This window comes from Pseudomonas qingdaonensis, from assembly GCF_018398475.1.
GTDB lineage: Bacteria > Pseudomonadota > Gammaproteobacteria > Pseudomonadales > Pseudomonadaceae > Aquipseudomonas > Aquipseudomonas palmensis.
Map to the genome: position 1 here is coordinate 4,292,214 of NZ_CP074676.1, position 26,201 is coordinate 4,318,414.

Annotated in this window: 28 protein-coding genes and 1 tRNA gene; 13 read left to right on the forward strand and 16 right to left on the reverse strand. The window is 64.3% G+C overall.

What is annotated here, in order from left to right:
• Nucleotides 1–293: 293 nt before the first annotated feature.
• Complete coding sequence (locus KH389_RS19505) at nucleotides 294–1,049, reverse strand: spermidine synthase (protein WP_043862738.1); 756 nt, start codon at nucleotides 1,047–1,049, stop codon at nucleotides 294–296.
• 128 nt (nucleotides 1,050–1,177) lie between these two features.
• Between KH389_RS19505 and KH389_RS19510 the strand changes: the two genes are divergently transcribed.
• Complete coding sequence (locus KH389_RS19510) at nucleotides 1,178–2,524, forward strand: class II 3-deoxy-7-phosphoheptulonate synthase (RefSeq protein ID WP_054915827.1); 1,347 nt, start codon at nucleotides 1,178–1,180, stop codon at nucleotides 2,522–2,524.
• 48 nt (nucleotides 2,525–2,572) lie between these two features.
• Here KH389_RS19510 and KH389_RS19515 read toward each other — a convergent pair whose 3' ends face one another.
• Nucleotides 2,573–3,322, reverse strand: coding sequence for a sulfite exporter TauE/SafE family protein (locus KH389_RS19515; protein WP_054915828.1), 750 nt, complete (start codon nucleotides 3,320–3,322; stop codon nucleotides 2,573–2,575).
• A gap of 105 nt (nucleotides 3,323–3,427) precedes the next feature.
• Between KH389_RS19515 and KH389_RS19520 the strand changes: the two genes are divergently transcribed.
• Nucleotides 3,428–4,384, forward strand: a complete 957-nt coding sequence (locus KH389_RS19520) for a LysR family transcriptional regulator (RefSeq protein WP_213606062.1) — start codon at nucleotides 3,428–3,430, stop codon at nucleotides 4,382–4,384.
• Nucleotides 4,385–4,435: 51 nt separating this feature from the next.
• Nucleotides 4,436–4,894: a MarR family winged helix-turn-helix transcriptional regulator gene (locus KH389_RS19525; RefSeq protein ID WP_213606064.1), complete on the forward strand. Its 459-nt coding sequence runs from the start codon at nucleotides 4,436–4,438 to the stop codon at nucleotides 4,892–4,894.
• Between the two features lie 77 nt (nucleotides 4,895–4,971).
• On the opposite strand, the gene KH389_RS19530 is transcribed toward KH389_RS19525, so the two are convergent.
• Together KH389_RS19530 and earP are read right to left on the reverse strand one after the other, a co-directional pair.
• Nucleotides 4,972–5,544, reverse strand: coding sequence for an elongation factor P (locus KH389_RS19530; protein ID WP_043862733.1), 573 nt, complete (start codon nucleotides 5,542–5,544; stop codon nucleotides 4,972–4,974).
• Between the two features lie 48 nt (nucleotides 5,545–5,592).
• Complete coding sequence (gene earP / locus KH389_RS19535; RefSeq protein ID WP_213606066.1) at nucleotides 5,593–6,726, reverse strand: elongation factor P maturation arginine rhamnosyltransferase EarP; 1,134 nt, start codon at nucleotides 6,724–6,726, stop codon at nucleotides 5,593–5,595.
• Nucleotides 6,727–6,863: 137 nt separating this feature from the next.
• Between earP and KH389_RS19540 the strand changes: the two genes are divergently transcribed.
• Both KH389_RS19540 and KH389_RS19545 read left to right on the forward strand, forming a co-directional pair.
• On the forward strand, nucleotides 6,864–7,256 hold the full coding sequence (locus tag KH389_RS19540; RefSeq protein WP_213606068.1) for a hypothetical protein: 393 nt from the start codon (nucleotides 6,864–6,866) through the stop codon (nucleotides 7,254–7,256).
• 1 nt (nucleotide 7,257) lies between these two features.
• On the forward strand, nucleotides 7,258–7,740 hold the full coding sequence (locus KH389_RS19545; protein WP_043862730.1) for a GreA/GreB family elongation factor: 483 nt from the start codon (nucleotides 7,258–7,260) through the stop codon (nucleotides 7,738–7,740).
• A 38-nt stretch (nucleotides 7,741–7,778) separates the two neighbouring features.
• Here KH389_RS19545 and KH389_RS19550 read toward each other — a convergent pair whose 3' ends face one another.
• Nucleotides 7,779–8,666 carry a LysR family transcriptional regulator gene (locus KH389_RS19550; protein ID WP_043862729.1) on the reverse strand — a complete coding sequence of 296 codons (888 nt, stop codon included), beginning with the start codon at nucleotides 8,664–8,666 and terminating at the stop codon, nucleotides 7,779–7,781.
• 106 nt (nucleotides 8,667–8,772) lie between these two features.
• Here KH389_RS19550 and KH389_RS19555 point away from each other — a divergent pair, with 106 nt between their 5' ends.
• Nucleotides 8,773–9,963, forward strand: a complete 1,191-nt coding sequence (locus KH389_RS19555; RefSeq protein WP_043862728.1) for an MFS transporter — start codon at nucleotides 8,773–8,775, stop codon at nucleotides 9,961–9,963.
• Nucleotides 9,964–10,066: 103 nt separating this feature from the next.
• Nucleotides 10,067–12,226 (forward strand): TonB-dependent siderophore receptor, encoded by a 2,160-nt coding sequence (locus KH389_RS19560; RefSeq protein WP_213606070.1) that lies wholly within the window; start codon nucleotides 10,067–10,069, stop codon nucleotides 12,224–12,226.
• Between the two features lie 88 nt (nucleotides 12,227–12,314).
• Here the strand turns inward: KH389_RS19560 and KH389_RS19565 are convergent, their stop codons facing one another.
• The 3 genes from KH389_RS19565 to KH389_RS19575 form a co-directional block, all read right to left on the reverse strand.
• Nucleotides 12,315–12,830 carry a DUF6630 family protein gene (locus KH389_RS19565; RefSeq protein ID WP_043862726.1) on the reverse strand — a complete coding sequence of 172 codons (516 nt, stop codon included), beginning with the start codon at nucleotides 12,828–12,830 and terminating at the stop codon, nucleotides 12,315–12,317.
• 78 nt (nucleotides 12,831–12,908) lie between these two features.
• Nucleotides 12,909–12,998 (reverse strand) — tRNA-Ser (locus tag KH389_RS19570).
• Entirely contained in the window at nucleotides 12,994–13,191 is a 198-nt protein-coding gene (locus KH389_RS19575) for a hypothetical protein (RefSeq protein WP_143516616.1), read from the reverse strand. Before KH389_RS19575 ends, KH389_RS19570 begins: the two co-directional genes overlap by 5 nt.
• 75 nt (nucleotides 13,192–13,266) lie before the next feature.
• Between KH389_RS19575 and KH389_RS19580 the strand changes: the two genes are divergently transcribed.
• The 3 genes from KH389_RS19580 to KH389_RS19590 all read left to right on the forward strand — a co-directional run bounded on the left by KH389_RS19580 (nucleotide 13,267) and on the right by KH389_RS19590 (nucleotide 15,861).
• Nucleotides 13,267–13,956 (forward strand): crotonase/enoyl-CoA hydratase family protein, encoded by a 690-nt coding sequence (locus tag KH389_RS19580; RefSeq protein WP_213606072.1) that lies wholly within the window; start codon nucleotides 13,267–13,269, stop codon nucleotides 13,954–13,956.
• Between the two features lie 146 nt (nucleotides 13,957–14,102).
• A complete protein-coding gene (locus tag KH389_RS19585) occupies nucleotides 14,103–14,846 on the forward strand; it encodes a lysophospholipid acyltransferase family protein (protein WP_058541057.1) in 744 nt (247 codons plus the stop codon).
• Nucleotides 14,847–14,889: 43 nt separating this feature from the next.
• Nucleotides 14,890–15,861 (forward strand): magnesium and cobalt transport protein CorA, encoded by a 972-nt coding sequence (locus tag KH389_RS19590; RefSeq protein ID WP_043862723.1) that lies wholly within the window; start codon nucleotides 14,890–14,892, stop codon nucleotides 15,859–15,861.
• A gap of 3 nt (nucleotides 15,862–15,864) precedes the next feature.
• On the opposite strand, the gene KH389_RS19595 is transcribed toward KH389_RS19590, so the two are convergent.
• Nucleotides 15,865–16,593, reverse strand: a complete 729-nt coding sequence (locus KH389_RS19595) for an amidotransferase (protein ID WP_043862722.1) — start codon at nucleotides 16,591–16,593, stop codon at nucleotides 15,865–15,867.
• Nucleotides 16,594–17,141: 548 nt separating this feature from the next.
• Between KH389_RS19595 and KH389_RS19600 the strand changes: the two genes are divergently transcribed.
• Nucleotides 17,142–17,957, forward strand: coding sequence for a c-type cytochrome (locus tag KH389_RS19600; protein ID WP_210014280.1), 816 nt, complete (start codon nucleotides 17,142–17,144; stop codon nucleotides 17,955–17,957).
• A 42-nt stretch (nucleotides 17,958–17,999) separates the two neighbouring features.
• On the opposite strand, the gene KH389_RS19605 is transcribed toward KH389_RS19600, so the two are convergent.
• The 5 genes from KH389_RS19605 to KH389_RS19625 form a co-directional block, all read right to left on the reverse strand.
• The gene (locus KH389_RS19605; protein ID WP_043862720.1) at nucleotides 18,000–18,329 is read right to left on the reverse strand and encodes a ribonuclease E inhibitor RraB; all 330 of its coding nucleotides are present in this window, start codon (nucleotides 18,327–18,329) and stop codon (nucleotides 18,000–18,002) included.
• A gap of 198 nt (nucleotides 18,330–18,527) precedes the next feature.
• The gene (locus tag KH389_RS19610) at nucleotides 18,528–18,764 is read right to left on the reverse strand and encodes a hypothetical protein (protein WP_213606074.1); all 237 of its coding nucleotides are present in this window, start codon (nucleotides 18,762–18,764) and stop codon (nucleotides 18,528–18,530) included.
• A gap of 73 nt (nucleotides 18,765–18,837) precedes the next feature.
• Complete coding sequence (locus KH389_RS19615; RefSeq protein ID WP_213606076.1) at nucleotides 18,838–20,157, reverse strand: T6SS immunity protein Tli4 family protein; 1,320 nt, start codon at nucleotides 20,155–20,157, stop codon at nucleotides 18,838–18,840.
• Between the two features lie 11 nt (nucleotides 20,158–20,168).
• A complete protein-coding gene (locus KH389_RS19620) occupies nucleotides 20,169–21,482 on the reverse strand; it encodes a hypothetical protein (RefSeq protein ID WP_213606077.1) in 1,314 nt (437 codons plus the stop codon).
• A gap of 125 nt (nucleotides 21,483–21,607) precedes the next feature.
• Nucleotides 21,608–23,695: an LTA synthase family protein gene (locus tag KH389_RS19625; RefSeq protein WP_043862717.1), complete on the reverse strand. Its 2,088-nt coding sequence runs from the start codon at nucleotides 23,693–23,695 to the stop codon at nucleotides 21,608–21,610.
• Between the two features lie 186 nt (nucleotides 23,696–23,881).
• On the opposite strand from KH389_RS19625, the gene KH389_RS19630 reads away from it, so the two are divergent.
• Nucleotides 23,882–24,355, forward strand: coding sequence for a methylated-DNA--[protein]-cysteine S-methyltransferase (locus tag KH389_RS19630; protein WP_213606078.1), 474 nt, complete (start codon nucleotides 23,882–23,884; stop codon nucleotides 24,353–24,355).
• Nucleotides 24,356–24,404: 49 nt separating this feature from the next.
• Here the strand turns inward: KH389_RS19630 and KH389_RS19635 are convergent, their stop codons facing one another.
• Nucleotides 24,405–24,596 carry a PLDc N-terminal domain-containing protein gene (locus KH389_RS19635; RefSeq protein WP_043862715.1) on the reverse strand — a complete coding sequence of 64 codons (192 nt, stop codon included), beginning with the start codon at nucleotides 24,594–24,596 and terminating at the stop codon, nucleotides 24,405–24,407.
• 129 nt (nucleotides 24,597–24,725) lie between these two features.
• Here KH389_RS19635 and KH389_RS19640 point away from each other — a divergent pair, with 129 nt between their 5' ends.
• Entirely contained in the window at nucleotides 24,726–25,667 is a 942-nt protein-coding gene (locus KH389_RS19640) for a ZIP family metal transporter (protein ID WP_043862714.1), read from the forward strand.
• Here KH389_RS19640 and KH389_RS19645 read toward each other — a convergent pair.
• Nucleotides 25,664–26,194 carry a hypothetical protein gene (locus tag KH389_RS19645; RefSeq protein WP_043862713.1) on the reverse strand — a complete coding sequence of 177 codons (531 nt, stop codon included), beginning with the start codon at nucleotides 26,192–26,194 and terminating at the stop codon, nucleotides 25,664–25,666. The genes KH389_RS19640 and KH389_RS19645 overlap by 4 nt on opposite strands.
• Nucleotides 26,195–26,201 lie beyond the last annotated feature (7 nt).

Below are 26,201 nucleotides of genomic sequence, written 5' to 3' on the forward strand. Positions count from 1 at the left end.
CCGAAGGTCACCCTGGCAGCTTTGTCGGCGGGGATTTGCGAAAACGATTGAAGAAAAAAAGGAACGTCAAGGCAGAGTCCGCGGTGCGGACGCGCAGCCGAAGCTGGCTTCGGGGAATTGCACTACCTGAACGAGGTCCGGTAAAAGACCGGCGCGTACTATACCCGATTTCCTGCATCGCGTGAGACTTTTTTACAGGGAAGAGAAGCCCGGAGGCCTCGAATCGACAGCCCTTGCCGATGATCGAGGCCCACGCGTCTGTTGGCGGCGCGGCCGGAGCTGAAACGATTTATTCAAGATGCCGGTCGGATCACCTCGATCAGGCGCTGCAGGGAGTAACCCAGGCGCGGTTCAAGAGCCCGGGCGCGCGCGGTGAGCGCCTCCCGGTCGAGGGTCTGGTCGAGGTCGGCGGGCACCAGCAGGATGACGTTGCCCTCCTTCACCGGCAGCTCCCAGTAATGGCGGTGATACAGCCCGCGCAACAGCGCAGCGCCCAGCGGCTTGCCGTCATCGGTGGCCCACTGGTTGATGACCAGCCAGCCGCCGGGGTTCAGGCGCTTCTGGCAGTCCTCGAGAAACTTCCAGGCCAGGTGGCCGACGCCGGGCCCGTGGTCGGTGTAGAGGTCGACGAAGATCAGGTCGGCAGGCTCGGCCGTCTCCAGCAGCTCGACCGCATCACCCACGCGGATGTACAGGCGCGGATCATCGTCCAGCCCCAGGTACTCGATGGCCAGGCGCGGCACCTCGGGACGCAGCTCGATGGCCTCCACGTCCTCCAGGGGCAGGAACTTCAGGCAGGCCTGGGTCAGGGTACCGGCACCCAGGCCGAGAAACAGCGCGCTTTCAGGCTCGCAGTGGCACAGCGCGCCCACCAGCATGGCGCGGGTATAGTCGTACTCCAGCCAGCTCGGGTCGGCAGTGAATACGCAGCTCTGCTCGATGGCCTCGCCAAACTCGAGAAAGCGGTAGTCCTCGACTTCCAGCACGCTGATGGTGCCGAACTCGTCGTGCACCTGCGCCAGCAGCCGCTCTACCCGTTCCTCTGTCATGCTCTCTCCCGACACCTGCATGTGCCCAAGCAAAAACGACCATTGTCCGTCAATACAGGCGATGCAACAAGGCAGGGTCCAGGTGTTAGCATGTTCACAGCCCTTTTCCGATAGAAACCGAGCCTGTGATGAGCCAACCCTGGAGTCCCGATAGCTGGCGTGCCCTGCCGATCCAGCAGCAACCGCACTACCCCGATGCAGCGCACCTGCTCAAGGTCGAGCAGACCCTGGCCAGCTACCCGCCGCTGGTGTTCGCCGGCGAGGCGCGCGAGCTGCGCCGCCAGTTCGCCGAAGTGACCGAAGGCCGTGCCTTCCTGCTGCAGGGCGGCGATTGCGCCGAAAGCTTTGCCGAGTTCTCGGCAGCGAAAATCCGCGACACCTTCAAGGTGCTGCTGCAGATGGCCATCGTCATGACCTTTGCCGCCGGCTGCCCGGTGGTCAAGGTGGGGCGCATGGCCGGGCAGTTCGCCAAGCCGCGCTCGTCCAATGACGAAACCATCGGCGAGGTGACCCTGCCGGCCTACCGGGGCGACATCGTCAACGGCATCGGCTTCGACCCTGCCAGCCGCGTGCCCGACCCGGAGCGCCTGCTGCAGGCCTATCACCAGTCCACCGCCAGCCTCAACCTGCTGCGCGCCTTCGCCCAGGGTGGTTTCGCCGACCTGCACCAGGTGCACAAGTGGAACCTGGACTTCATCGCCAACTCGGCGCTGGCCGAAAAGTACAGCCAGCTGGCCGACCGCATCGACGAAACCCTGGCCTTCATGCGCGCCTGCGGCATGGACAGCTCGCCGCAACTGCGCGAAACCAGCTTTTTCACCGCGCACGAGGCGCTGCTGCTCAACTACGAGGAAGCCTTCGTGCGGCGCGACAGCCTGACCGGCGACTACTTCGACTGCTCGGCGCACATGCTCTGGATCGGTGATCGCACCCGTCAGCTGGACGGCGCCCACGTGGAGTTTCTGCGCGGGGTTAACAACCCGATCGGGGTCAAGGTGGGCCCGAGCATGAACACCGAGGAGCTGATCCGCCTGATCGACATCCTCAACCCGGCCAACGACCCGGGCCGGCTCAACCTGATCGTGCGCATGGGGGCCAACAAGGTCGGCGAGCACCTGCCGGGGCTGATCCGCAGCGTCGAGCGCGAGGGGCGCAAGGTGCTGTGGAGCTCCGACCCGATGCACGGCAATACCATCAAGGCCAGCAGCGGCTACAAGACCCGCGATTTCGCGCAGATCCTGGGCGAGGTCAAGCAGTTTTTCCAGGTGCACCAGGCCGAAGGCAGCCATGCCGGTGGCATTCACATCGAGATGACCGGTCAGAACGTCACCGAATGCATCGGCGGCGCCCGGCCGATCACCGAAGACGCGCTGTCGGACCGTTACCACACCCACTGCGACCCGCGCATGAACGCCGACCAGTCGCTGGAGCTGGCGTTCCTGATCGCCGAAACGCTCAAGCAGGTACGGCGCTGACACCTGCACGGCCCTCGACGGCCGTGCTGGCTCGACCCGCGGCGGGCTTCAGACCCTGAAGCCCAGCATCAACGCGCACACCACCAGAAACACACAGAACAACGAGCGCAGGACCTTTTCCGGCAGCGCATGGGCCAGCTTCACTCCCCAGCTGATACTCAGCAAGCCGCCCAGTGCCAGCGCGATGCCCATGTTCCAGTCCACATGCTGGTGCAGCCCGTAGGTCAGCAGCGTGACCGAGGTACTGGGCGCCGCCAGTGCCAGCGACAGGCCCTGGGCAACCACCTGGGTGGTGCCGAACACACTGGTCAGCACCGGTGTGGCGACCACCGCGCCCCCTACCCCGAACAGCCCGCCGACCACACCGGCACCCCCGCCCAGCACACCCAGCCAGGGCCAGGGCTGGCGCAACTCGGTCGAAGGCGGCGAGTTGCGAGTGAACATGCGCACCAGGTTCCACACCGTCAGCGCCACCAGAAACACCACGAAGCCGACGCGCATGGCCTGTGCATCCAACCCCACCGCCCAGATCGAGCCGAGCCAGGCGAACACGAAGCCGGCCAGCGACAAGGGCAATGCATGACGCAGCTCGATGCGATTGCGCTGGTGATAGCGCCACAGCGCCAGCAACACGTTCGGCACCACCATCACCAGCGCGGTGCCCTGGGCCAGTTGCTGGTCAAGGCCGAACAGCACGCCCAGCACGGGGATCGCGATCAGGCCGCCGCCGATCCCGAACAGCCCGCCCAGGGTACCCAGCCCTGCTCCCAATACGATGTACATCAACCACTCGACCATGCTCGCCTCTCTGCTCTGCAATAGCGCCATGCTACCGATGGCGGGCTAGCGGGGAAACGCACAGCAACGCACAATGGCTGTGCCCAATTCGCACAAGCAATCACCATGAACCCGGACGCCCTCACCCAACACCTGAGCCTGTTTCTCGATGTGCTCGAAAGCGGCAGCTTTTCTGCCGCGGCGCGGCGCCACCCGCTGACCCCTTCGGCGGTGGCCCGACGCATCGATACCCTGGAGGCCGCCGTGGGCAGCCGCCTGTTCGTGCGCAGCACCCATGCGGTACGCCCCACGCCCGCCGGCAATGCATTCGCCGAACGCGCCCGGCGTATCGTCGAAGAGCTGCGTCTGGCCCGCGCCGAGGCCGTGTCGCTGAGCAATGCACCGGAAGGCCTGATCCGCATCGATGCGCCTTCGGCGTTCGGCCGCCGCCACCTGGCACCGGCCATCGCCGATTTCCTGGTGGCGTACCCGGGCCTGGATGTACAACTGCGCCTGATCGACAGCTTCGTCGACCTGCAGGGCGCGCACCTGGGCGAAGTCGACCTGGTGCTGCGTGCAGGCCCTCTGGCCGATACCCGGCTGGTGGCAACACCGCTGGCGTACATGGTGCGCATTGCCTGCGCCAGCCCCGCCTACCTGCAGGCCCGTGGCGTGCCTGCCAGCCCCTGCGACCTGCCAGAGCACGACGGGCTGGACTGGGATGGCCTGACCCCACCCTTCGCCTGGCGCTTCGCGGCGGACGGGCAGATGCGTCTGCTGCGCCCCTCGCGCATGCGCATGAGCGCCAACAACGCCGAGACCCTGCTGTTCGGCGCCCTGGCGGGCCTGGGCATCGCGCACCTGCCCACCTGGCTGATCAGCGAGTACCTGCTGCGCGGCGACCTGCTGCCGCTGTTCTGCGAGAACGGGCTGCCCCCGGCCGAAACCAGCGGTGTCTATGCATTGCGCCTTGAACATGAAACGAACTCTCGCAGCCGTTTGCTGCTCGAATTCCTCAAGAGCCGCTTCAGCCCCATCCCTCCCTGGGACCTGGCACTGCAGAGCGAGCTGCGCTGGCAATAGCGCGCATAGCATGCGCGCCACCATTTCATGGACCAGATAGAAAGGAGCCGCATGAACGACACCTCCAAAGCGCCCGTTTACGATGAGCTGCTGCTCGACAATCAGGTGTGCTTCGCCCTGCACTCCACGTCACTGCTCATGACCAAGGTGTACAAGCCACTGCTGCAGGCACTGGGCCTGACCTACCCGCAGTACCTGGCCATGCTGGTGCTATGGGAGCAGGACGGGCTGACCGTCGGCGAAATCAGCCATCGCCTGCTGACCGACCCCGGCTCGCTCACGCCCTTGCTCAAACGCCTGGAGGCCGAGGGCCTGCTCAAGCGCACCCGCAGCCGCGAGGACGAGCGCGTGGTGATCGTGCAACTGACTGCCCAGGGGCGTGCCCTGCAAGCGCAGGCACGCTCGATCCCGCCGTGCATCCTGGGCGCCAGCGGCCACTCGCTGGAGCGCCTGCAACGCTTGCAGGCCGAGCTGCTGGCGCTGCGCGACAACCTGCAGAACAGCCTCTGACGGCGCCGCAGCCGCGCACGCAGGGCATAAAAAAACCCGGCCTTGGCCGGGTTTCGTGTTCGCGCAGATCGCCAGGCTTAAACCTTGGCGCGGCCCTTGTAGGAGCCACCTTCGCGGGTGTCGATCTCGATCCAGTCACCGATCTCGATGAAGTCGGCAACCGACAGCTCGGTACCGTTCTTCAGTTTGGCAGGCTTCATGACCTTGCCGGAGGTATCGCCACGGGCGGAACCTTCGGTGTAGTCGACCTGACGCACGATGGTGGTCGGCAGCTCTACGGAAACCAGGCGGTCTTCGAAGAATACGGCTTCGCATACATCGGTCATGCCTTCTTCAACGAAAGGCAGAACGCTTTCGATGTCTTCGGCGTTCAGCTCGTACATGGTGTAGTCGGTGGTGTCCATGAACGTGTAGGTGTCGCCGCTGATGAAGGACAGGGTCGCTTCTTTGCGGTCGAGGATCACGTCGTCCAGCTTGTCGTCGGCGCTGTAGACGGTTTCGGTCTTGTAGCCGGTCAGCAGGTTTTTCAGCTTGGTCTTCATGATCGCGCTGTTACGGCCCGATTTGGTGAATTCAGCTTTCTGAACCAGCCAAGGGTCGTTGTCGATACGGATCACGGTACCGGGTTTCAGCTCTTTACCAGTTTTCATTGCGAGATATCCGAATTTGGATGGATTTACAAAAATCGAGGCCGCATATCATAGCGAATTTCGACAAAACTGTACCAGCGCCGTGGCAAGGTCCGGCTGAGCGGCCTGCGCGGCGCACCAGCGCTCGGCGTGGGCGCTCAGTTCCGGCCAGTGCGCCAGCAGCTCGCGCCACGCCTGGCCCATGTCGCGATCCATGTTCCAGGCCCGCCACAGCGCCACCAGCGCGGCGGCTGCCGGGGCCGACAAGCCCTGGGTGTAATGGTCCAGAAAGGCCTCGAGCTTTTCCCAGTGGGCGTACTCTTCCTGCACATAGATGTGCCACAGCAGTGGCCGCCCGGCCCACTGAGCACGCACGAACGAGTCCTCGCCGCGCACCGCATTGAACTCGCAGCACCACAGCAGCCGATCATAGTCATCCTGGCTGACGAAGGGCAGGATCTGCACCGTCAGCGCCCCACGCTGCGTCACACTGCCCACCCCCAGCCCGCTCTCGCCCAGCCAGGCCTGCACATCCCCCAGGATGCGCCCCTCGGGCACCAGCAGGTGACTGGGGCGGGTGTCGGCGGCCAGCACATCGAGCCAACTGGCCAGGCCCGGGTTCTCATAGGCGAACAACGAGATCAGCCGTGCACCCTCATGCACCCTCACGCCCAGGCCGCGCAGGAATGCCTGACGGGCCTGCGGGTCGTCTTCGAACGCCTTGCGCCGCGTCAGCAACGTGGCTTCGCGCAGCAACCCGCCGGTACCGGGCGTGAACCCCGGAAAGAAGAACACCTTGCGCAGGCCATTGGCCTGGGGCGACGGCAGGCCGTGGCAGCCTTCCACCCAGCCCTCGGCGCTCAGGTACTCCAGGTTCAGCCACACTGCCGGCACGGTGCGGTCCCGCATGGCCTGGACATAGGCCGCTGGCAAGTGGCAGCCGAAGGCGCCGATCACCACGTCCGGAACTGCCGTCGGCTGCCAGTCGGCCGGCCACAGGCACACCTCGACGCCTTGCTGCCATTGCTGCCGGGCCTGGGCGTCCGCCTCGGGGCACAGGCGCACGAAGGCCGCCAGTTCATCCACCCACAGGCGCACCGCCACGTCGTGTTCGGCCACCAGTTGCCGGGCCAGGCGCCAGGTGACGCCGATGTCGCCATAGTTGTCGACGACGCAACAGAAGATATCCCAGGTCGGTTTCATGGCAGGCACCTCACGTTGAGCCGGAAACAAAAAGCGCCGATTGTCCGGGTTAATCATTGCAGACAACAGTAGCGAGGCTGAATAAAACCCGCGCTGCATGCGACAATCGCCGCCATTGTCCTGGCCAGGAGGCTGCCATGTCGTACCGTGCGCGTCGCCGTGAACTGAAAATTTCGCAAAACCCGCTGCAACTGATCCTGTGCGTGGCCATCGGCCTGTGGCTGGGCTTCGTTGCCATCATGCTGACCCTGTGGCTGGGCTGGCAGTACCTGCCCGACGTGCGCCAGCCACTGCACGAGGTGATCGCCCCGCCCGCGCCGGCCGTGGCGCCGCAGCAGTCGCCGGAGCAGAACCGCATGTTCGAGCAGTACAAGCAGATCCTGCACGATCAGGCGGTGCAGCAGGCCGAGGAGCAGGCCCAGGGCAGCCCGCGCAACCTGTCCAACCCCAGATGCCAGTTCTGGCTGCAACAGAACCGTACCGCCCCCACCGAGAAAAGCCGCGCCAATGTCCTTGAGTTCTGCAACTGAGATGAACAAGACCGACCTGCTGGCGCGCATCATCGAGCGCCTGGGCGTCGACCTCGACGTGGCGCAACGTGCTGCGCAGACCGCGTATGAGGCGGCCACTGCCGAGGAGAACATCGCCGAGAACAAGTACGACACCCTCGGCCTGGAAGCCTCGTACCTGGCCACCGGGCAGGCCCGGCGCATGGAGGAGATTCGCCAGGCACGGCTGGCGTACCAGCAACTGACCCTGCGCGACTACGACCCCGAGGCCGGCGTGCAACTGAGCAACCTGGTGCTGCTGGCCGACGAACAGGATCGCCAGCAGCGCGTGTTCCTGGGGCCGGAAGCGGCAGGGCTGAAAATCGGCGAAGGGCAGGCGCTGATCACGGTGATCACCCCGCGCTCACCTTTGGGGCAAAGCCTGATGGGCAAGCTCGAGGGCGACGAGGTGGTGCTGGTACTGGGCAATGGGCGCCAGGTCTACGAACTGGTGGAAGTGCTCTGAAGCACTTCGCTGGCTTGCCAGCGAAGTGGGCTCCACGGCTAATGGCTTGCCCTTGCCGCCAGGTTCTGCTCCAGCAACTGGACGAAGGCCCGCGCCGCCGGCGTCGGGGTGGTCGACCAGATCGCGTACAGGTGGCGCACCGGGGCATCGCACACCGGTACTGCGGCAATGCCCTTGAAGCCTGCGGCGATCCTTGCCGGTACCAGCCCCAGGGCCAGGCCACGCTGCACGAACTTCTCGATCAGGCCGATACTGCCCACCTCGAACTGCACCCGATGACGCACCCCTGCGGCGGCAAATGCCTCGTCGGTCTGTCGACGCGCGCCGCTGCCAGCCTGGAAGTCCACCAGGGGCTGGTCTTCCAGTTGCTCCAGCGCCAGACGCCCGATGCCTGCCAGCGGGTGCTGCAGCGGCAGCACCGCCACCAGCTCCTCGGCCGCCAGCAGGCGCGACGCGACCCCCGCCAGAGGCTCCCCCGGCCAGACGCCGATGAACGCCACATCCAGGCGCCGTTCACGCACATCGGCAATCAGCAGCTCGCTCTTGCCGATCAGCCAGCGAATGTCCACCTGCGGGTACTGCCCGTGAAAACCGGCCAGCAGGTCCACCAGGTCCAGCTCGGTCAGCGAGCTGATCTCGCCGATGGACAAGCGCCCGCGCACTTCGCCACAGGCTGCGGCCACGTCCTCGGCGATGCGCCGGGTGGCTTCCAGCGCCGTGCGTGCGCTGAGCACGAAGGCTTCGCCGGCAGGTGTAAGGCGCACCCGGCGCGAGCTGCGCTCGAACAGCAAGGTGCCCAGTTGCGACTCCAGGCGCGCCACCTGATGACTCAAAGCCGACTGCACCACATGACAACGTTCGGCCGCACGGGTGAAACTACCGGTATCGGCCACCGCCAGCGCGTATTCGATCTGCTTGAGGTTCATCTTTCCATCTGTACAAGAGATTGATGGGATCTAAACGATTCATTGGCGTCATGCTAGCGCATTTTCGATAATGCACTCCCCTTCCCCCCTGACAACGAGACGGTCCATGGCCCCCGCCACAACTCACCTGAGCCGCGCCCTGATTCTGCTGATGGCCACCGCCACCGGCCTGGCCGTGGCCAGCAACTACTATGCGCAGCCCTTGCTGCACAGCATCGCTCAGCATTTCGGCCTGACCACCGCCACCGCCGGCAGCATCGTGATTGCCGCCCAGCTGAGCTACGGCGCCGGCCTGTTGCTGCTCGCGCCGCTGGGTGACCTGTTCGAACAACGCCGCCTGATCGTCAGTATGATCGCCATCGCCACGGTCGGCCTGCTGATCAGCGCCTTCGCCCCCAGCCTGATGTGGCTGCTGATCGGCACCACCCTGACCGGGCTGTTCTCGGTGGTGGCGCAGGTACTGGTGCCGATGGCCGCCGGCCTGAGCGACCCGTCCGAGCGCGGGCGAGTGGTCGGCACGCTGATGAGCGGTCTGCTGCTGGGCATTCTGCTGGCGCGCACCGCTGCCGGGTTCATGGCGACCCTGGGTGACTGGCGCAGCATCTACCTGCTGGCCGCTGCGCTCATGGCCCTGAGCGCCATCGCCCTGGCCAGGGCCCTGCCCGAGCGCCACCAGCACGCCGGGCTCAAGTACCCCGCACTGATCGGTTCGGTGTTCCGCCTGTTCGTGGATGAGCCGGTGCTGCGCCTGCGCTCGTTGCTGGGGCTGCTGTCGTTCTGCCTGTTCGCGCTGTTCTGGACACCCCTGGCGTTTCTGCTGGCAGCCGAGCCTTACCACTACTCCGATGCGGTGATCGGGCTGTTCGGCCTGGCCGGTGCTGCCGGCGCGCTGGCCGCCAACTGGGCCGGGCGCCTGGCCGACCGCGGCAAGGGCTCGCTGGGCACCACCGTGGGGCTGCTGGCCCTGGTGCTGGCCTGGGTACCGCTGGCCTTCGCCCAGGTGTCGCTCGCCGCCCTGCTGATTGGCGTGCTGGTGCTCGACCTGGCGGTACAGCTGGTGCACGTGAGCAACCAGAACGCGGTGATCGCCCTGCGCCCCGAGGCGCGCAACCGACTCAATGCCGGGTACATCACCTGCTACTTCATCGGTGGCGCACTGGGCTCGCTGTTGGGTACGCAGTTGTTCCAGGCCCACGGCTGGAACGGCATCGTGGTGGCGGGGCTGGTGATCGGCGGCGTGGCGCTGGTGGTGTGGCTGTGGGTGGAGCGCCGCTCGGCTCAGGTGAAGGCCGCGTAACGGCGTTCGCCAGCAAGGCTGGCTCCTACCCGCAGGCCCCCTTCAGGTAACATGGCGCCCCGCCTGCCGGCGCGCCTGTTGCTGGCCCTCAAGGAACCTGCGCATGACCCTGCACCACCCTCGCCTGCCCCTGGGGCTGCTGAGCCTCGGCCTGGCCCTGAGCTCGTCCACCACCCTGGCCGACAGCGGCATCACCCTCGCGCCCCTGAACGTGTCCGATGTGCTCGAGGACGGCTACCAGCCGCGCCAGGCCTCGGTGGCCGGCTTTGGCGCGGCGCCGCTGCTCGACACCCCCGCCTCGGTGTCGGTGTTCACCGAACAGTTGCTGCAGGACCGCCAGGTGCGCCTGCTCAGCGAGGTGCTGCAAAGCGATGCCTCGGTCGGCGAGAGCTATGCGCCCATCGGCTACTACGAGAACTTCAACGTGCGCGGCTTCGAACTGGACGCCGCCCACAGCTACACCATCAACGGCCAGACCATCGCCGGCGAGCAGAACGTGGCGCTGGAGAACAAGCAGCAGGTCGAGTTGCTCAAGGGGCTGTCGGGCCTGCAAAGCGGAGTAGCCGAACCCGGCGGGCTGATCAACTATGTGACCAAGCGCCCGCAGGATATCCGTTCGCTCACGGTATCGAGCACGGCCTTGGGCGAGCGCTACATCGCCACCGACCTGGGCGGCTGGTTTGGCAGCGAACGCCAGTTCGGCCTGCGCGCAAACCTGGCCCATGAAGATATCCGCTCCTACGTCGACCATGCCGACGGCCAGCGCGACTTCGCTTCGCTGGCCTTCGACTGGCAAGTGAACCCGGATGCGCTGCTGCAACTGGATGTCGAGTACCAGCAGCGCGAGCAGCGCTCGGTGCCCGGCTACCAGTTGCTCGGCGGCAACCGCCTGCCCCACGGCATCGACCCCGACGATCGCCTGGCCTATCAGCACTGGGCCAAGCCGGTGCAGATCGACTCGCTGAACCTGGGCGGTCGCTTCGAATACCGCTTCAGCGACACCTGGACCGGCAGCGTGAGCGCTTCGCGCAGTCGCGTGGTGATCGACGACTACAGCGCGTTCGCCTGGGGCTGCTACGGCGCGGCGAGCTGCGCAGGCTCGAAGGTGCCGAACTACTTCAGCCCCGAGGGCGACTACGACATCTACGACTACCGCAGCCCGGACGATACCCGGCGCACCGACGAGGCACAGGTCACTCTCAACGGCTTGTTTGCCCTGGCGGGCCTGGAGCACGAGCTGACGGTCGGCAGCAGCGCGCAACGGCGCACTGTCGACCAGCGACCGAAGTTCAACGAGTGGATCGGCAGCGGCAACATCTACCAGCCTACGCCGGCACTGGAGCCCTTCGACGGCAGCCCGGGCCACCGTGAACGCCGCCTCGACAGCCGCCAGTACGGCCTGTTCGCCAGCGACCGGATCAGCTTCGACGAACACTGGCAGACGGTACTCGGTGCGCGCGTTGTACGCCTGGACGAGCAGGCCTTTGGTGAAGACGGCAACCTGCGCCGGCATACCCGGCAATATGAACTGCTGCCCAACGCCGCACTGATCTACAAGCCGCGCGCGGACATTTCGCTGTACGCCAGCTACAGCAAGGGGCTGTCGTCGGGCAATGCCGCGCCGTGGTTCGCGCTCAACAGCCAGGACATCCTGGCCCCCACCACGTCACGCCAGCTCGAACTGGGTATCAAGCGTGAATGGCAGCGCATGAGCCTGAGCGCGGCGCTGTTCCAGCTGCGCCAGGGGTATCAGTATGCCCAGCCGGACGGCAGCGGTGACTTCACCTACGTGCAGCAGGGGCAGCAGAAGAACACTGGCCTGGAGCTGGCGGCCAGCGGCTGGGTAACGTCGAACCTGCAGATCAACGCCAGTGCCGCGGCCATTCGTGCACGGGTCGGCGGCAGCGGCACGCGGGCGTACGACGACCATCAGGCGCTGAACGTGCCGAACCTGCGCGCGGCGCTGCAGGCCGACTACAGCCTCCCGGGAGTACCGGGGTTGGCGCTGCTGGGTGGGGCGCGCTACAGCGCGAGCAAGTATGCCAACCAGGCAGGTACGGTGGCGGTGGGTGGCTATGCGGTGTTCGACATTGGCAGCCGCTATCGCACGCGCATCGGCGGGTATGACACGGTGCTGCGCCTGACAGTGGATAACGTGTTCGATCGGCGCTACTGGAGAGACGCGGGGGAATATCTGGGCGACGGCTACCTGTTTCAGGGCGCGCCGCGAACTGCGCGGGTGTCGGCTGCTGTGAGCTTCTGAGAATGCGTTCGCCGGCAAGGCCGGCTCCTGCACAGGCGTTCGCGTTGCCTGCAGAAGCCAGCCTGGCTGGCGAACAGCGCGCCGCCGATCAGAACGGCTCGCTGCCCTCGCGGAACTGCACTTCCAGTATCCCGGCGATTTCGCTCAGGTCGGCCGCCGCGGCCGGAGTGGTGATGAAGCCGCTGTAGCAGTCCTCCAGCGTCGACCAGTTCCACAGCACCAGGCCCTGCTTCTGAAGCTCGGCATGGGCCAGCACCATCAGTTGCGACACGCTGTGGTTTTCCAGGAAGTCTTCATCTTCCGGGTCATCCACGCCAAAGGTCACCTGGGCGTCACGTGCTTCTGCCAGTTGCTGGACGCTTTGCACGAACGACTCGGTGTCCTTCCAGTCGACGTAGAACACCGACTCCCAGTCGGCGATGTCCTTGACCATCCACATCAGTTGCTTGGGATCGTCCTCGAACTCTTCGATGTCATCCTCGTCCAGCTCCAGCTCGCGAAACGCCTGAAGATGCTCGGCGGCCATTTCGGGCGTGGGGCTGACAAGAGCAATCAATTGCTCGGCGGCAAGAATCTGCTGTTCGGAAAAGCACTCTGCAAGCATCTGAAACTTCCTTTTCAATGGCCCAACAAAAAGCCCCCGGACTCTTTCAAGTTCGGGGGCTCTTCGCGTATCTGAATATGGCGGTGAAGAAGGGATTCGAACCCTTGATACAGTTTCCTGTATACACACTTTCCAGGCGTGCTCCTTCAGCCACTCGGACACTTCACCGGTTCTCGCCAAGCTGTTCAGCCTGTCGAGGCGCGCTAATGTAGTCGAAAGCACTTTGAATGGCAAAGGTTTTTTTCAGAATATTCATGCGCTTAAGCCAGCAGTGGCAAAGCTGCCAATCTCTGGCGTGGTTCGGCTGTGGTCCATGCACGAAGCCCGTGGTGCCGGGGCCGGCGTGCTGCGCCTGACTCATCGGTCAGCCTTGGTGCTTTACCTGACCGCGGCAGCTGGGTAACGTCAGCCCCACTCCACCTAAAGGAACTCTGTCATGAGTGAGCTGGTTACCTACCAACTGGAAGACGGCATCGCGACGCTGACCCTGAACAACGGCAAGGTCAACGCCATTTCACCGGACGTGATCGCAGCCTTCAACGATGCACTGGACCTTGCCGTGCAGGATCGCGCCGTCGTCATCCTCACCGGCCAGCCGGGCATCCTCTCCGGTGGCTACGACCTCAAGGTGATGACCTCTGGGCCACAGGCCTCCATCGCGCTGGTGACCGCCGGCTCGACGCTCTCCCGGCGCCTGCTGTCGCATCCGTTCCCGGTGATCGTCGCCTGCCCTGGCCACGCCGTGGCCAAGGGTGCATTCCTGCTGCTGTCGGCCGACTACCGCATCGGCGTCGAAGGCCCGTTCCGCATCGGCCTGAATGAAGTGCAGATCGGCATGACCATGCACCACGCCGGCATCGAGCTGGCGCGTGATCGCCTGCGTCGCTCGGCCTTCCACCGCTCGGTCATCAATGCCGAGATGTTCGACCCGGCCAGTGCCGTGGATGCCGGCTTCCTCGACAAGGTGGTGCCGGTGGAGCAGTTGCACGAAACCGCCCTGGCAGCGGCGCAGCAACTCAAGACCATCAACATGAACGCGCACAAGAAGACCAAGCTCAAGGTGCGCAAGGCGCTGCTGGACCTGCTGGACGACGCGATCATTCGCGACCAGGAACACCCGGTCTGATAGCGGGTCGCGCCATTCGCCGGCAAGGCCGGCTCCTGCAGGGGACGCAACCGTTGCAGGAGCCGGCCTTGCCGGCGAAGCTTTAAGTTTGCCCCGGGCTGTGCACAACCGTACACTGCGCCGCGTTTTGTCCGGGGTTAACCACAATGCTGTTTCTGATCCGCATGCCCCTCCTGGGCCTGCATTTTGTTCTGGTAGGCATACTGGGTGTGCTCATCGGCCTGTGTCGGCCTTTCAACCCCGACAACAGCCGCGTGTTCGCGCGCCTGTATGGCTGGCCCGCCACCTGGCTGATGCGCCTGCAGGTACAGGCCGAAGTCGGCCCGCTGTTCGACCAGCCCCCGGGCTGCGTGATCGTGGCCAACCACCAATCCAACCATGACCTGTTCGTGCTCGGTCACGTGGTGCCGCCGCGCACGGTGTGCATCGGCAAGAAGAGCCTCAAATGGATCCCCCTGTTCGGCCAGCTGTTCTGGCTGGGCGGCAATGTGCTGGTCGATCGCAGCAACGCCTACCAGGCCCGACGCGCCATGCAGACCACCACCCGCACCCTGCAGGAACAGGACACCTCGATCTGGGTATTCCCCGAGGGCACGCGCAACGCCGGCGATCGGTTGCTGGCCTTCAAGAAAGGCGCGTTCCACATGGCCATCGAAGCCGGCGTGCCCATCGTGCCGGTGTGCGTGAGCCGCTACGCCAGGCGCCTGAACCTCAACGGCTGGCGCAAGCAGAAGGTGATCATCCGCTCGCTGGCGCCGATCTCCACCACCGGCATGACCCACCAGGATGTTCCCGCCCTGGCCGAGCAGTGCCGCGAACAGATGCAGCACTGCATCGACCTGATGGAAAAAGAACTGCAGGCCAGCCGCGCAGTTGCCGATTTGTCGTAGTCATACCAAGCTAGGGGCATGATAACGGGGGAAAGGCACAACCATGGGTCGAGTCGTAGCGGCAGCGGTCTACAGCGCCGGTAGAAAAGTCACCAACATCAGCCTCGACGAGGGCGCCGAGTGGGCCAGCAAACCGGGGCACTTCGTGTGGATCGGGCTGGAAGAGCCCTCCGCGCAGGAACTGGCCAATCTTCAGCGCCAGTTCAACCTGCATGAACTGGCAATCGAGGATGCGCTGGAAAAGCACAGCCGGCCCAAGCTTGAAACCTTCGGCGATGCCTTGTTCATCGTGACCTATTCGCCGGTACGCCAGGACGGCAGGCTGGAGTTCATCGAAACGCATATCTTTGCCGGCAACGGCTACATCATCACCTGCCGCAACGGCCACTCCAAATCCTATGCCCTGGTACGCCAGCGCTGCGAGGCCCGGCCGCTGCTGCTCGAGCACGGCGAAGACTTCGTGCTGTATGCACTGCTCGACTTCGTCACTGAAAACTACCAGCCGGTGAGCGAGGCGATTCACAGCGAGATCGAAGAGCTGGAAAACAACGTACTCAGCAGTTCGCTGCAGGAAGACGATATCCGCCGCCTGCACGGCCTGCGTCGCGACATCCTGCGCCTGCGCCGCTATGTGGCACCGATGGTCGAGATCAGCGAAGAGCTGCAGCGCCTGGCCTTCCCCTTCATCGACAAGAACATGCGCCCGTATTTTCGCGACGTGCAGATCCACGTGACGCGGCAGATGGAAGACCTGTCGAGCATCCGCGACATCGCCAGCCAGACCATCGAGATCGGCATGCTGCTGGAGTCGTCACGCCAGAGCATCACCCAGCGCAAGTTCGCCGCCTGGGCGGCGATCCTGGCCTTCCCCACCGCCGTGGCGGGCATCTACGGGATGAACTTTCAGAACATGCCGGAGCTGAGCTGGCACTACGGCTACTTCACCGTGCTGGGGGTCATCGCCCTGGGCTGCACGGCACTGTTCGCCAGCTTCAAGCGCTCCGGCTGGCTGTAGGCCTCAGGCCGCGCTGCCCTGTGGCTTGTGCGCGACAAAGCGCATCATCCACTCGGCCACCGTGGTGCCCTGGTGTTGCTGGTCGAGGCTGGCCACGCCCTTGCTGTAGACCTCCGGGCCCAGGTGCTGCTGGCGCAGCTCGAGCAAGGCACGGGAATAGTCGTGGATGAACTCGGGGTGGCCCTGGAAGCACAGCACCTGGTCGCCAATGTGATAGGCGGCATAGGGGCAGAAGTCGCTGGAGGCGATCACCGTGGCGTTTTCGGGCAACTGGGTAACCTGGTCCTGGTGGCTGATCAGCAGGGTCAGTTCCTCCACCTGCGGGCTCATCCACGGCGCCTTGGCCGCCATCACGTAGCGGTGGGTTCCCACCCCCCAGCCCTGGTGCGCGCGCTCGCTGCGCCCGCCCAGCAACAGGGCCAGCAACTGGTGGCCGAAGCATACGCCCAGCAGCTTGTCGCCGCGCTTGTAGCGGTCCAGCAGAAAGGTCTTGAGCCTGGCGATCCACGGGTCGTCGCCAAACGAGTCGGCCTTGCTGCCGGTCACCAGGTAGGCGTCGAACACCTCGTCGTCGTCGGGGTATTCACCGTTCATCACGTTGTACACGCGAAATTCGGCGGCAATCGGCTGATGGGTGAACAGGTGCTCGAACATCCGTCCGTAGCCCTGATACTGATCGACCAGCTCGGGTCGCAGGACATCGGTTTCCAGGATGCAGATGCGTAACGACATAGATTTAGTCCCGAACGACATGAGGCACAAAGTGTCGCTAGAGCCTGCCGCGAATGGCGCTCGGAGGCAAGTGTTCACTCGGACGAACGGTCACACTGTGCAGGCCATGCCCCGGAGCGCACGCACGTGTCTAGCTGAAGGGATGGTCGCCGGATGGCCCTTGGCCTCATAGCCGTAGGGCCTTAGAACCAATTATTTAATACGAAAGCGTTCTAAAACACGGGTGACGTTGACCCTAAGGTTAGTTGTATATCGAAGCAAAGCAGGTCCGATGCGGGGGCAACGCGGACATTTCGACAGCGCTCGCGGGTTATCACGGACCCTGGCCAAGGACGCCACACGGCATTCAGGAATAACAACAAAAAGGCAGACCGCCATGTTCAAGCACTCCAAAGTACGTCAAGCCGGCCTCATCCTCTTCGCCACGACGCTGCTGCTGATCGTGCCCAACCTCACACGACTGTTCGGCTGAAGCCCACCCGTTCTGTAACCAGGCATCATCGCAACGCTGGTGTATCCTGCCGGCCTGAATGGTTGGAGAGCACCCGATGCGTCATTGCCTTGCCCTGATCCTGCTGTTGAGCCTGCCCCTGCACGCCGCACAGCTGACCCTGAACCTGGGCGGCGCCGAGCGCCAGTGGAGCACCGCTCAACTGCTGGCTCACCCGCAGGCGCGGGATATCCGCATCGACGGTGACGTTTCCTACAAGAAGACCATGCACTACCGCGCCGTGCCCATGGTGGCGCTGCTGGAGGGCGTAGCCCCCGGCGATCATCTGCAGGCCGTGGCGCTGGATGGCTTTGCCGCCGAACTGCCCGCTGCCCCGTTGCTCGGCAACGGCCCGGCACGCGCCTGGCTGGCCATCGAGGACCCCGCCCACCCATGGCCAGCCCTGAGCAAGGGCAAAGGCAGCGCCGGGCCCTTCTACCTGGTGTGGACCCAACCGCAGGCAGGCCGGATCAGCCCCGAACAATGGCCCTTCCAGCTTGCCACCATTCGCCGCCTGGCCCCTGTGGCATCGCGCTTCCCGGCACTGCTGCCAGACCCGCAACTGCGTGAGGACGACCCGGTCAACCTGGGCTTTGCCGTGTTTCAGAAAAACTGCCTGGCCTGCCACCGACTCAACGGTGCCGGCGATGCGCAGTTCGGGCCCGACCTGAACCTGCCCTTCAACCCCACCGAGTACTTCCAGCCGGCGTTCTTGCGCCGTTACATCCGCAACCCGCAAAGCCTGCGCCAGTGGCCACAGGCGCGCATGCCCGGCTTTGCCGAAACGGTGATCAGCGACGCAGAACTGGACCAGTTGCTTGGGTACCTGGCGCACATGGCCAGCCGCAAGCGGTCCGGGGTGGAAGTACCCTGAAAATGGATGGGGGCGGCATGGCCGCCCCGCGGATACACAGGTTCAGGCGAGCAGTCGCTCCTGCTTGACGCCCCAGCCCTGTATCTGGCCGCCCAAAGGGGAAACTGCCAGCTCGAAGTCATGCTCGAACTCGCCGATGCCGCCATAGGTGGCGAACATCAGTTTGCTCAACTCCAGCTGCCACCCCTCGTCGCTTTCGCGTACCTGGGTGTTGATCGATTCACCACGAAACTTGCCTGCGGCCCTGCGCGCCCGCTCCTCGTCCGGGAACACCGCATAGAACTCGATGGGATGGATCTGGGCAAAATCGAAACCGCCTTCTTTCATGCGGCGTAGAACCGTGCTGCTGATGTCCTCATACGGGCTGCTCATGAATCGTCCTCCTCGTCGCGATGGATAGACTTTCAGTGCATTACGCACTGACCCACCCTGCCAAACGTGGGTGGGCAACTCGAGCGGATGTAGCGGATGCAGCGATGGTTTAAGGGAAAAGGGCCGGCTGGGTAAATAACCCGTGACCCTGGCTGCAGACTAGCGCCAATCACCAGGGTATGCCAGTAGCGCGAGCGCTCAGGACTGTTCTTTGATTTCCTTGATCTCCACGCCGCTGTCCTGCTTCAGCCATTCGGCAGTGGGCATCGACACGCGGCCCTCGAAATCATTGAGGTCCGCCTTGTCCACGACAGGATAGAGGTGGGCGCGAATCACCCGAGCCGCCTCTTCGATACTGGGCTGCTGCTCGGCGTCAAACGACAGCGAGGTCCTTTCGCCTTTCTGGTCAACAAAGGTAATTACCCACGCTTTCATTGGATTCTCCTCAGTAACGCGACTCAGGGTGAATCAGCCTTACCTTCCGTTGACCCCGCGCCTGGGCGGTTGTTCAGTCGGCCTGCGGCGCAAAACGATGGCCGCCCGGCAGCGCCCGGATGCTTTTCAGGGTCTGCAGCATATCGACGCGGGTGCGCTCGAACGCAAGCTGCGGCTGAGAATGATCATCGAGCACCGTCAGCCCCACGCCAGGCTGGTATCCAGTGGGCGGAGCGTCGCCGTCGAGCGTGAACGTTTCGTAATCCACCGGCTTGTGGTACGCATCATAGGCCTTGTAGCGCGCACCGCGAAGGTTGCCGTCGAGGGCGCCGACAAGCACGCGCAGCGGGCCGAACATGTCGGTCTGGACGAGCGTCGGAAACCGCCTGGAAATCACCTGCTCCAACAGCTTCGGCATGAAATCGGCGTCTTTCCTGATCTCGCGCCCCATGCTCAGGCGGTGCAGCAGGTGCGGGTTGCCCACGGGGTTGAAGCCCAGCGTTATCGAATGATGCGGGGCGCCATCGTCGGCAATGAACCCGAACGGCAGGCAAAAGCCACGCTGCTGCGGGATTTCGTATTGCTCGCGGGTTCGAAAGGCCGCCAGCAAGGCACGGGCCCTGGGCTCGACACGTTCCAGTGAGACCGGTACGCCGGCAGCGTCCGACCCTGCATGAAATACAAAGCGATAGATGCGCTGGTTACGCCAGAGATGGGCCGTCATCTCACCCGGCACCCAGTCGGCGAACGTATCTGCAATCCCCAGGTCCAGAAAGCGCTCTTGATCGAACAATGCGTCGGTCGGCCACTTGGCCTGTTCCTCGAGATAAGCTGCGCGTTCAGCCTCCAGTTTGACCGTGGGGCGCCCCGTGGCCGAGAACTCGCGGATCATGTCGTTGAGTACGAACAACTCGGTGCTCACCCAGTTGATTCGCGTAATGGTGTCGTCCAGGGCGCGATGCTGTTCAAGCAACGCGGAATAGTCTTCGTCGCCAGCCTTTTTTGCATCGATCTGGGCTTGCAGCGCGTCGATCTGCGCACGTACCACGCGTGTTTGCGCCGAACCGCGATCAGGCCCGTGGATAAGCTGCAGGCGATCGAAGACATTGCGATCCGTCAAGGGGCTGACTTCGATCTTCACCAGGTAGGTCTGTTCGGGTGTCACGCCCTCGCCATACATGATCTGCTGGCCACCCGGGGCGATGGTTGGGCGCACGGGTTCGAAGTCCGGCTTTTGCCAGTAGCCCCCGGCAAGGTGCCAGGCAATCTCCTTGGGCACATCGAACTGCACCCGCCCCATGCACTCGGTACGCCAACCCGGCGGCATCTGGTAATCCGGCTCACCCAGCGCCGACAGGGGCGCTGCCAGCAACGCCAGCCACATCCAGCTCATGTGTAACGACTTCATGTACGTTTCCTTTTCTGTGCCACTTGCGGTGCGTTCGGCAGGGCCTGTACCTGCCCCAGTATCTCGACGGTTTCTGTCTCCAACAGCTTCAGGCTCAGGCCGTCGCGGCTGTGCAACTGGTCCACCTGCAGGATCATCGAAGGAACGGGCGTGGCGCCCAGGTGCGCTGCGCGCAGCTGGAATGTTTCGCGGCGATCCGTTTCGTGTTCGAGGTACCACTTGGTCAGCGTGGTGGTTTGCAGGATGGTCATCTGCCCCAGCCGGAACTGGCGTTCCGGCAGTTGCTCAAGTACGGGGAAATCAGCGCGATCGAGCGACAGGTCGGCGGCCCGCCGGGCCTCGAACTGCTCGCGCAGCGACTGGCTGGCCACCTGAAGGTCGTAGCGGACCGCCTCCTGGTGCCGCCCGAACCACGCGGCGCGCACCACATAGGGGGCTGTGCCGTCATCGGCCAGAAAGCCGAACGGCAGGCATATACCCGGTTGCCGAGGCACTTCGAAGGCGGCGCGTGGACGCAAGGCGGCGAGCACACGGCGCACATGCGGGTCCAGCCGCTGTAGCACCTGCTCGTTGCTCACTCCACGTTCGATGTAACCGAAGTTGAGCTTGTAGACGCGCGACTGGCGCCACAGCACCACGGTCAACCCATGCTCGTTGTACACCGCATAGCCATCCTCCAGGGCAAAGTCCGGCATGACTTGCCACTTGAAGCGATCGGAGACGGGGTACCCCGCGTCTTCACGGTTGAGCCGCTCAAGCTGCGCTTGAAGCGTGTCCACTGGCCAGCCCTTGCCCGCGAAATCGGCGATCATCGCCTCGAGCGACGCCCGTTCACCAGGGATCTTGTCGATGCGCTCGAAGGTGCGCGCTAGTGCCTTGTACCGTTCGTTCAAGGCGTAGTACTCGCTCGGCTTCTGGGCCTTGAGGTACGGGGTCATCAGGTTCCCGATGCGTGTCTGCTCGGCCATGATGAACTCGCCCTGCGCATTGGCCCGGCTCAGGACCAGACGATCCTTGAGGCGGTCGTACAGCTCACGGGTAGTGAGCGGGCTCACATCGATGGTGACCAGGTGCGATTCCCCGGAGAACTCCGGCGCGCCGTAGTCGGCCTGCCACGTATCGCCACCAGGCATGAAGCGGGCGAACGGCTCGCCCAGGCGAAGACCGCTCATTTGCCACTCCAGGCTGGCCGGTACCACAAAGCGCGAGCGCCCTACACATTCCTGAGCCATCTGGGGCGCAGGCGATACGGCATCAGCCACCGCCTGGATCGAATGGCACAGGCAAACCAGCAACACGAACACACGCACGCAAACATCCTTTTTGCGGGACCGCTGTCGGCCCCTCTTGCTGAGGCGCGTGATTTGAGCACCCACGGCCCGAAAAGCCAAGACCCCGGCAAGCCGGGGTCCTGGTCAGTGCAACAGCCCGTGCGTCATTGCGGCGTGCTGTGAGTCACGCCGGCAGTGTTGTCCAGCAGGCTCTTGGTCGCGGTCTGGATGTAGGACTCCAGCTTGCGGCTCAATTGTGCCTGGTCCGGGCTTTCGATCACCTCGGCCTTGAAGTTGGCCCCAAGCTGGTAACGGTACATGCGCGGCGACATGTCCTTGGACTGGATCAGAATGCGATCGCCCTGCACCAGGCCGACGATCTGCTCACTGCCCGATGGCTTGATCATGCCGATGCCTTCATCGCCGGCCGGCAGGTTGAGCAGGTCACGCCCCCAGCACTGATGACGGGTTTCGCCCCCCAGTCGGCCCATGATGGTCGGCACGATGTCGACCTGGGTGCCCACGGTGTGGCTGACCGCACCGAACTTTTCCTGGATGCCCGGCGCAATCAGCAGCAGCGGCACGTTGAAGCGGCCCAGGTCCAGTTCGGTGACCTGCTGGGCATTGCCGAAGCCGTGGTCGCCGACGATCACGAACAGGGTTTCCTTGAAGTACGGCTCCTTGCGCGCCTTCTCGAAGAACTGGCCCAGCGCCCAGTCCGAGTAGCGCATGGCGGTCAGGTGCTCGTTCAGGCGGCCCTGGTCGGTCACCGGCTGCACCGGCAGGTCCTTGGGCAACGCATACGGAGTGTGGTTGGACAGGGTCTGCAGCAGGGCATAGAACGGCTTCTTGCCATAGTTGTGCGCAAGCTCCTGTGCACCGCGGTCGAACATGTCCTGGTCGGACACCCCCCACGTCGGGTCAGAGAACACCGGGTTGACGAAGTCATTGCGGCCGATGAAGGTGGTCATGCCCTGGTTGCCGAAGAACCCGGACTGGTTGTCCCAGGCGAAGTCGCCGTTGTAGACGTACACGTCGTCATAGTCACGGGCGCTGAGCAGCGCCGGCAGGCCGGACAGCTTGTGGCCGCCTTCCGGCGTCTGCATCAGGTATTCGAAGCCTGGCAGGTTCGGGAAGCAGGCCATGGTGGCGAACATGCCCTGGTGGGTATGGGTGCCGTTGGAGAAGAACCGGTCGAACAGCAGACCTTCCTTGGCCAGCTTGTCGAAGTACGGGGTAATGTTGGTGGTACTGCCCAGCGCGCCCACCGAGTGGCCGGCGAAGCTCTCCATCAGGATTACCACGACGTTCTTGATCGGCAGGCTGTTGGCCGCAGGCGGGGTGAAGTCACGGCGGATCGCCGCGCTGTCGGCATCCACCAGCTGGTCGTGCTCGGTCAGGATCATGTCGCGCACGGTCTGCTGGGCCTGGCTCTGGTCGAGGGTGGCCTTCCAGATGTTGCCGCGGTCTTCGCCAAAACGGCTGTGGGCGGCGTCGATCAGGGTCAGGGTGCCGTTAAGGCCCAGCTGGTTGACGAAATTGGAGTCGGTAGTGAACGCGTCACCCCAACGCATCGGCGGGCCCTGGCGCAAGGTGCCACGGGCGGCGATCACGGCCACCAGCAGGATCACCACGAATACCGCGCCACGCAGGTACCAGGGCGCCACGCTGCGCAGGCCGGCGACGTTGCTGGAGTACTCGCCGCGCGGGCGGGTAAGACGGTCGATGCCCTTGAACAGCAGGCTCAGCACCCAGGTGCCAAAGGCCCAGGCCAGCAGGTAGCGCACCACCGGAAAGCCATACCAGAGCATGCTCAGAACGGTCTTGGGGTCTTCCTTCACATACTGGAACACCAGGCCGTTGAGGCGCTGGTGAAACTCGCGGTAGAAGTCCATCTCCATCAGGCCGAGGAACATCACCACGCTGGAAGCCAGGGTCAGCCATACGCGAAACAGGCCACGGGCGGCCATGGCGCGAGCGCTGAGGATCGCCAGCAGCAGCGGAATGCTCAGGTATACCACCACGCGCAGGTCGAAGCGCAGGCCGTTGAGAAAGCCTTCAGCGACGGTCGAGAGTGGGGTGTCGCCGATCATGTCGCTGTTGTAGAGCAGCAGCGCCAGGCGCACGAGGCTCAGCATCAGCATGATCACCAGGCCGCACAGCAGGGTATAGGCGAGGTGTGATTTGAGCGTTGGTTGCAGCAACGGGCGCGAAGCGGCTCGCTGATGACTCAAGGCATCCGTGTTAGCCATGGACAGGAAGATCCCTAGGGTTCAGATTTTTATGAGGGCCGGGACATTGCGTGGCCCTTGGACGAACGGAAATTCGCGCGCGGATTGTCAGCAATCGAATGTGAAAATTATGTTGAAAACCGCGCCTCGAACAATAGCTCAGTGTTCGGGTATCGTGTGGGCCAGACATGCCCGGAGCCACTCACCATGTACTTTCGCTACCACCCCAGCCCTATCGGCCAGTTGCTGCTGGCCGGTGATGAACAAGGTCTGCACCTGCTGCACATGGACAGCGCCCACCCCTGGCAACTGGCCGAAAGCTGGCAGCCGGCGGGCGCGCAGCTGGATACGGTGGCGCGACAGCTCGACGAGTATTTCGAAGGTCGGCGCCAGCGTTTCGAGCTGCCCCTGGCGCCACAGGGTACCGAATTCCAACGTGCGGTGTGGTGGGCGCTGCAGCAGATTCCGTATGGCACCACCACCAGCTATGCACAACTGGCGCAGCGAGTCGGGCGGCCGAAGGCGATACGCGCGGTAGGCACGGCCAACGGCGCCAACCCGGTGGCGGTGATCGTGCCGTGCCACCGGGTGATTGGCAGCGACGGCAGCCTGACCGGGTTTTCAGGTGGCCTGGAGCGCAAGCAGCAGTTGTTGCAGCTTGAGGGCGCCTGGTTGATCTGAGCCGCCGCATCGCCGGGCAGGCCCACGCCCACAAGAGCCTGGACTGGCGCTACAGCCTAACGTTGCCCCGTGGCCCGGCAATCGCCCAGATGATAAGGCCCAGCACCGGCAGCAGCAGGATCAGCAGGATCCACAGCACCTTGGCCCCGCCACTGGCGCCGCTCTTGATCACGTTGATGATCGCCCAGATATCCAGCGCCAGAATGACCAGCCCCACCAACCCATTGAACGTCGACCCCATGGTGATACTCCCATGATTGAACCTGCCTTCAGCGTAGCTGGCTATCGGCCCCATAGCGGCGAACCGCTCGTCGCACACGCCGCCCAGTGATTACACTCGATTGATCGACTCCGTACCACAGAGGCCTCCATGCCACCCGCCCAAAGCTCCGCCAACGCCAACCCGACCTCCCTGCGCAGCGCCTGGCTGCACCAGGTTCAGGCCACCCCATGGCTCAGTGCCGGCCTGGCCCTGAGCCTGCTCGCCGTGCTCGGCCTGCTGGTTGCCAGTGCCTGGAACGCGGTGCACGGCGACAACAAGGACAACCTGCACATGGCCCTGCTCGGCGGCCTGGCAGGGTTTGGCGCCACGGCGCTGGGCGCGGTGCTGGCGGTGGTGCTGCGCGACGTCAGCGCCCGCTCGCAGGATGTGATGCTCGGCTTCGCCGCCGGCATGATGCTCGCCGCCAGTTCGTTTTCGCTGATTCTGCCGGGCCTGGAGGCTGCGCGTGAAATCACCGGCAACGGGCCTTTCGCGGCCTTGACCGTGGTGGTCGGCATGGGCCTGGGGGTGCTGCTGATGCTGGGCCTGGACCGCTTCACGCCCCATGAGCACGAAAGCACCGGCCCCTGCGGCCCACAGTCGGAACGCATCAACCGGGTGTGGCTGTTCGTGCTGGCGATCACCCTGCACAACCTGCCCGAGGGCATGGCCATCGGCGTGGGCTTTGCCAACGGCGACCTCAACGTGGGCCTGCCGCTGACCACCGCCATCGCCATCCAGGACATACCCGAAGGCCTGGCCGTGGCACTGGCGTTGCGCGCCACAGGCCTGTCCAACCTCAAGGCTGCGCTGGTGGCGGTCGGCTCGGGGCTGATGGAGCCGATCGGGGCAGTGATCGGCCTGGGCATTTCCACCGGTTTTGCCATCGCCTACCCGGTGAGCATGGGCCTGGCGGCCGGGGCGATGATTTTCGTGGTATCCCACGAGGTGATCCCCGAAACCCACCGCAATGGCCACCAGACCTCGGCCACCCTGGGCCTGATGGGCGGCTTTGCGGTGATGATGTTCCTGGATACCGCGCTGGGCTAGACGTGTACCGCGACCCGCAGCGCCTCCAGGGCAGGCGCCGCGGCGATGCCGACCTCGGCGCACAGCTCCAGCACCCGCGGCACGTCGTTGCCGTACACCAGCACCATCTGCAATTCGTCGTCCAGCAACTGGCTGATGTTGACCAGGGTGTAGCCGCCGTTTTCCTTGTTCATGCTGCCCATCTGCACCTGGATGCGGTTGAGTGCCGTGAGCGGCTCGACCTTGACCAGTTGCTTGGGCTTGATGTTGAAGGCAACGTCCTTGCCGAACGAGTCGGTGATCTGCTGGAACAGGTCACTGTAGGTGTCGGCCTGGAACAGCACGGTGTCGGGCAGGCTGCCGATCACCACCCACTCCCCCAGCGGGATCGGGAAGGTGTCGTCGTAGTTGATGTCGGGGTTGGCCGCCAGGAACGCCTGCGGGTCGGCATAGGCCTGCGCCGCTTCATCGGCGATGCGCTCGATTTCGGCGTCCGGAAGGCAGCCGGAGCTGATTTTGCCGATGAGTTCGACCAGTTGGTTTTTCATGCGGGGG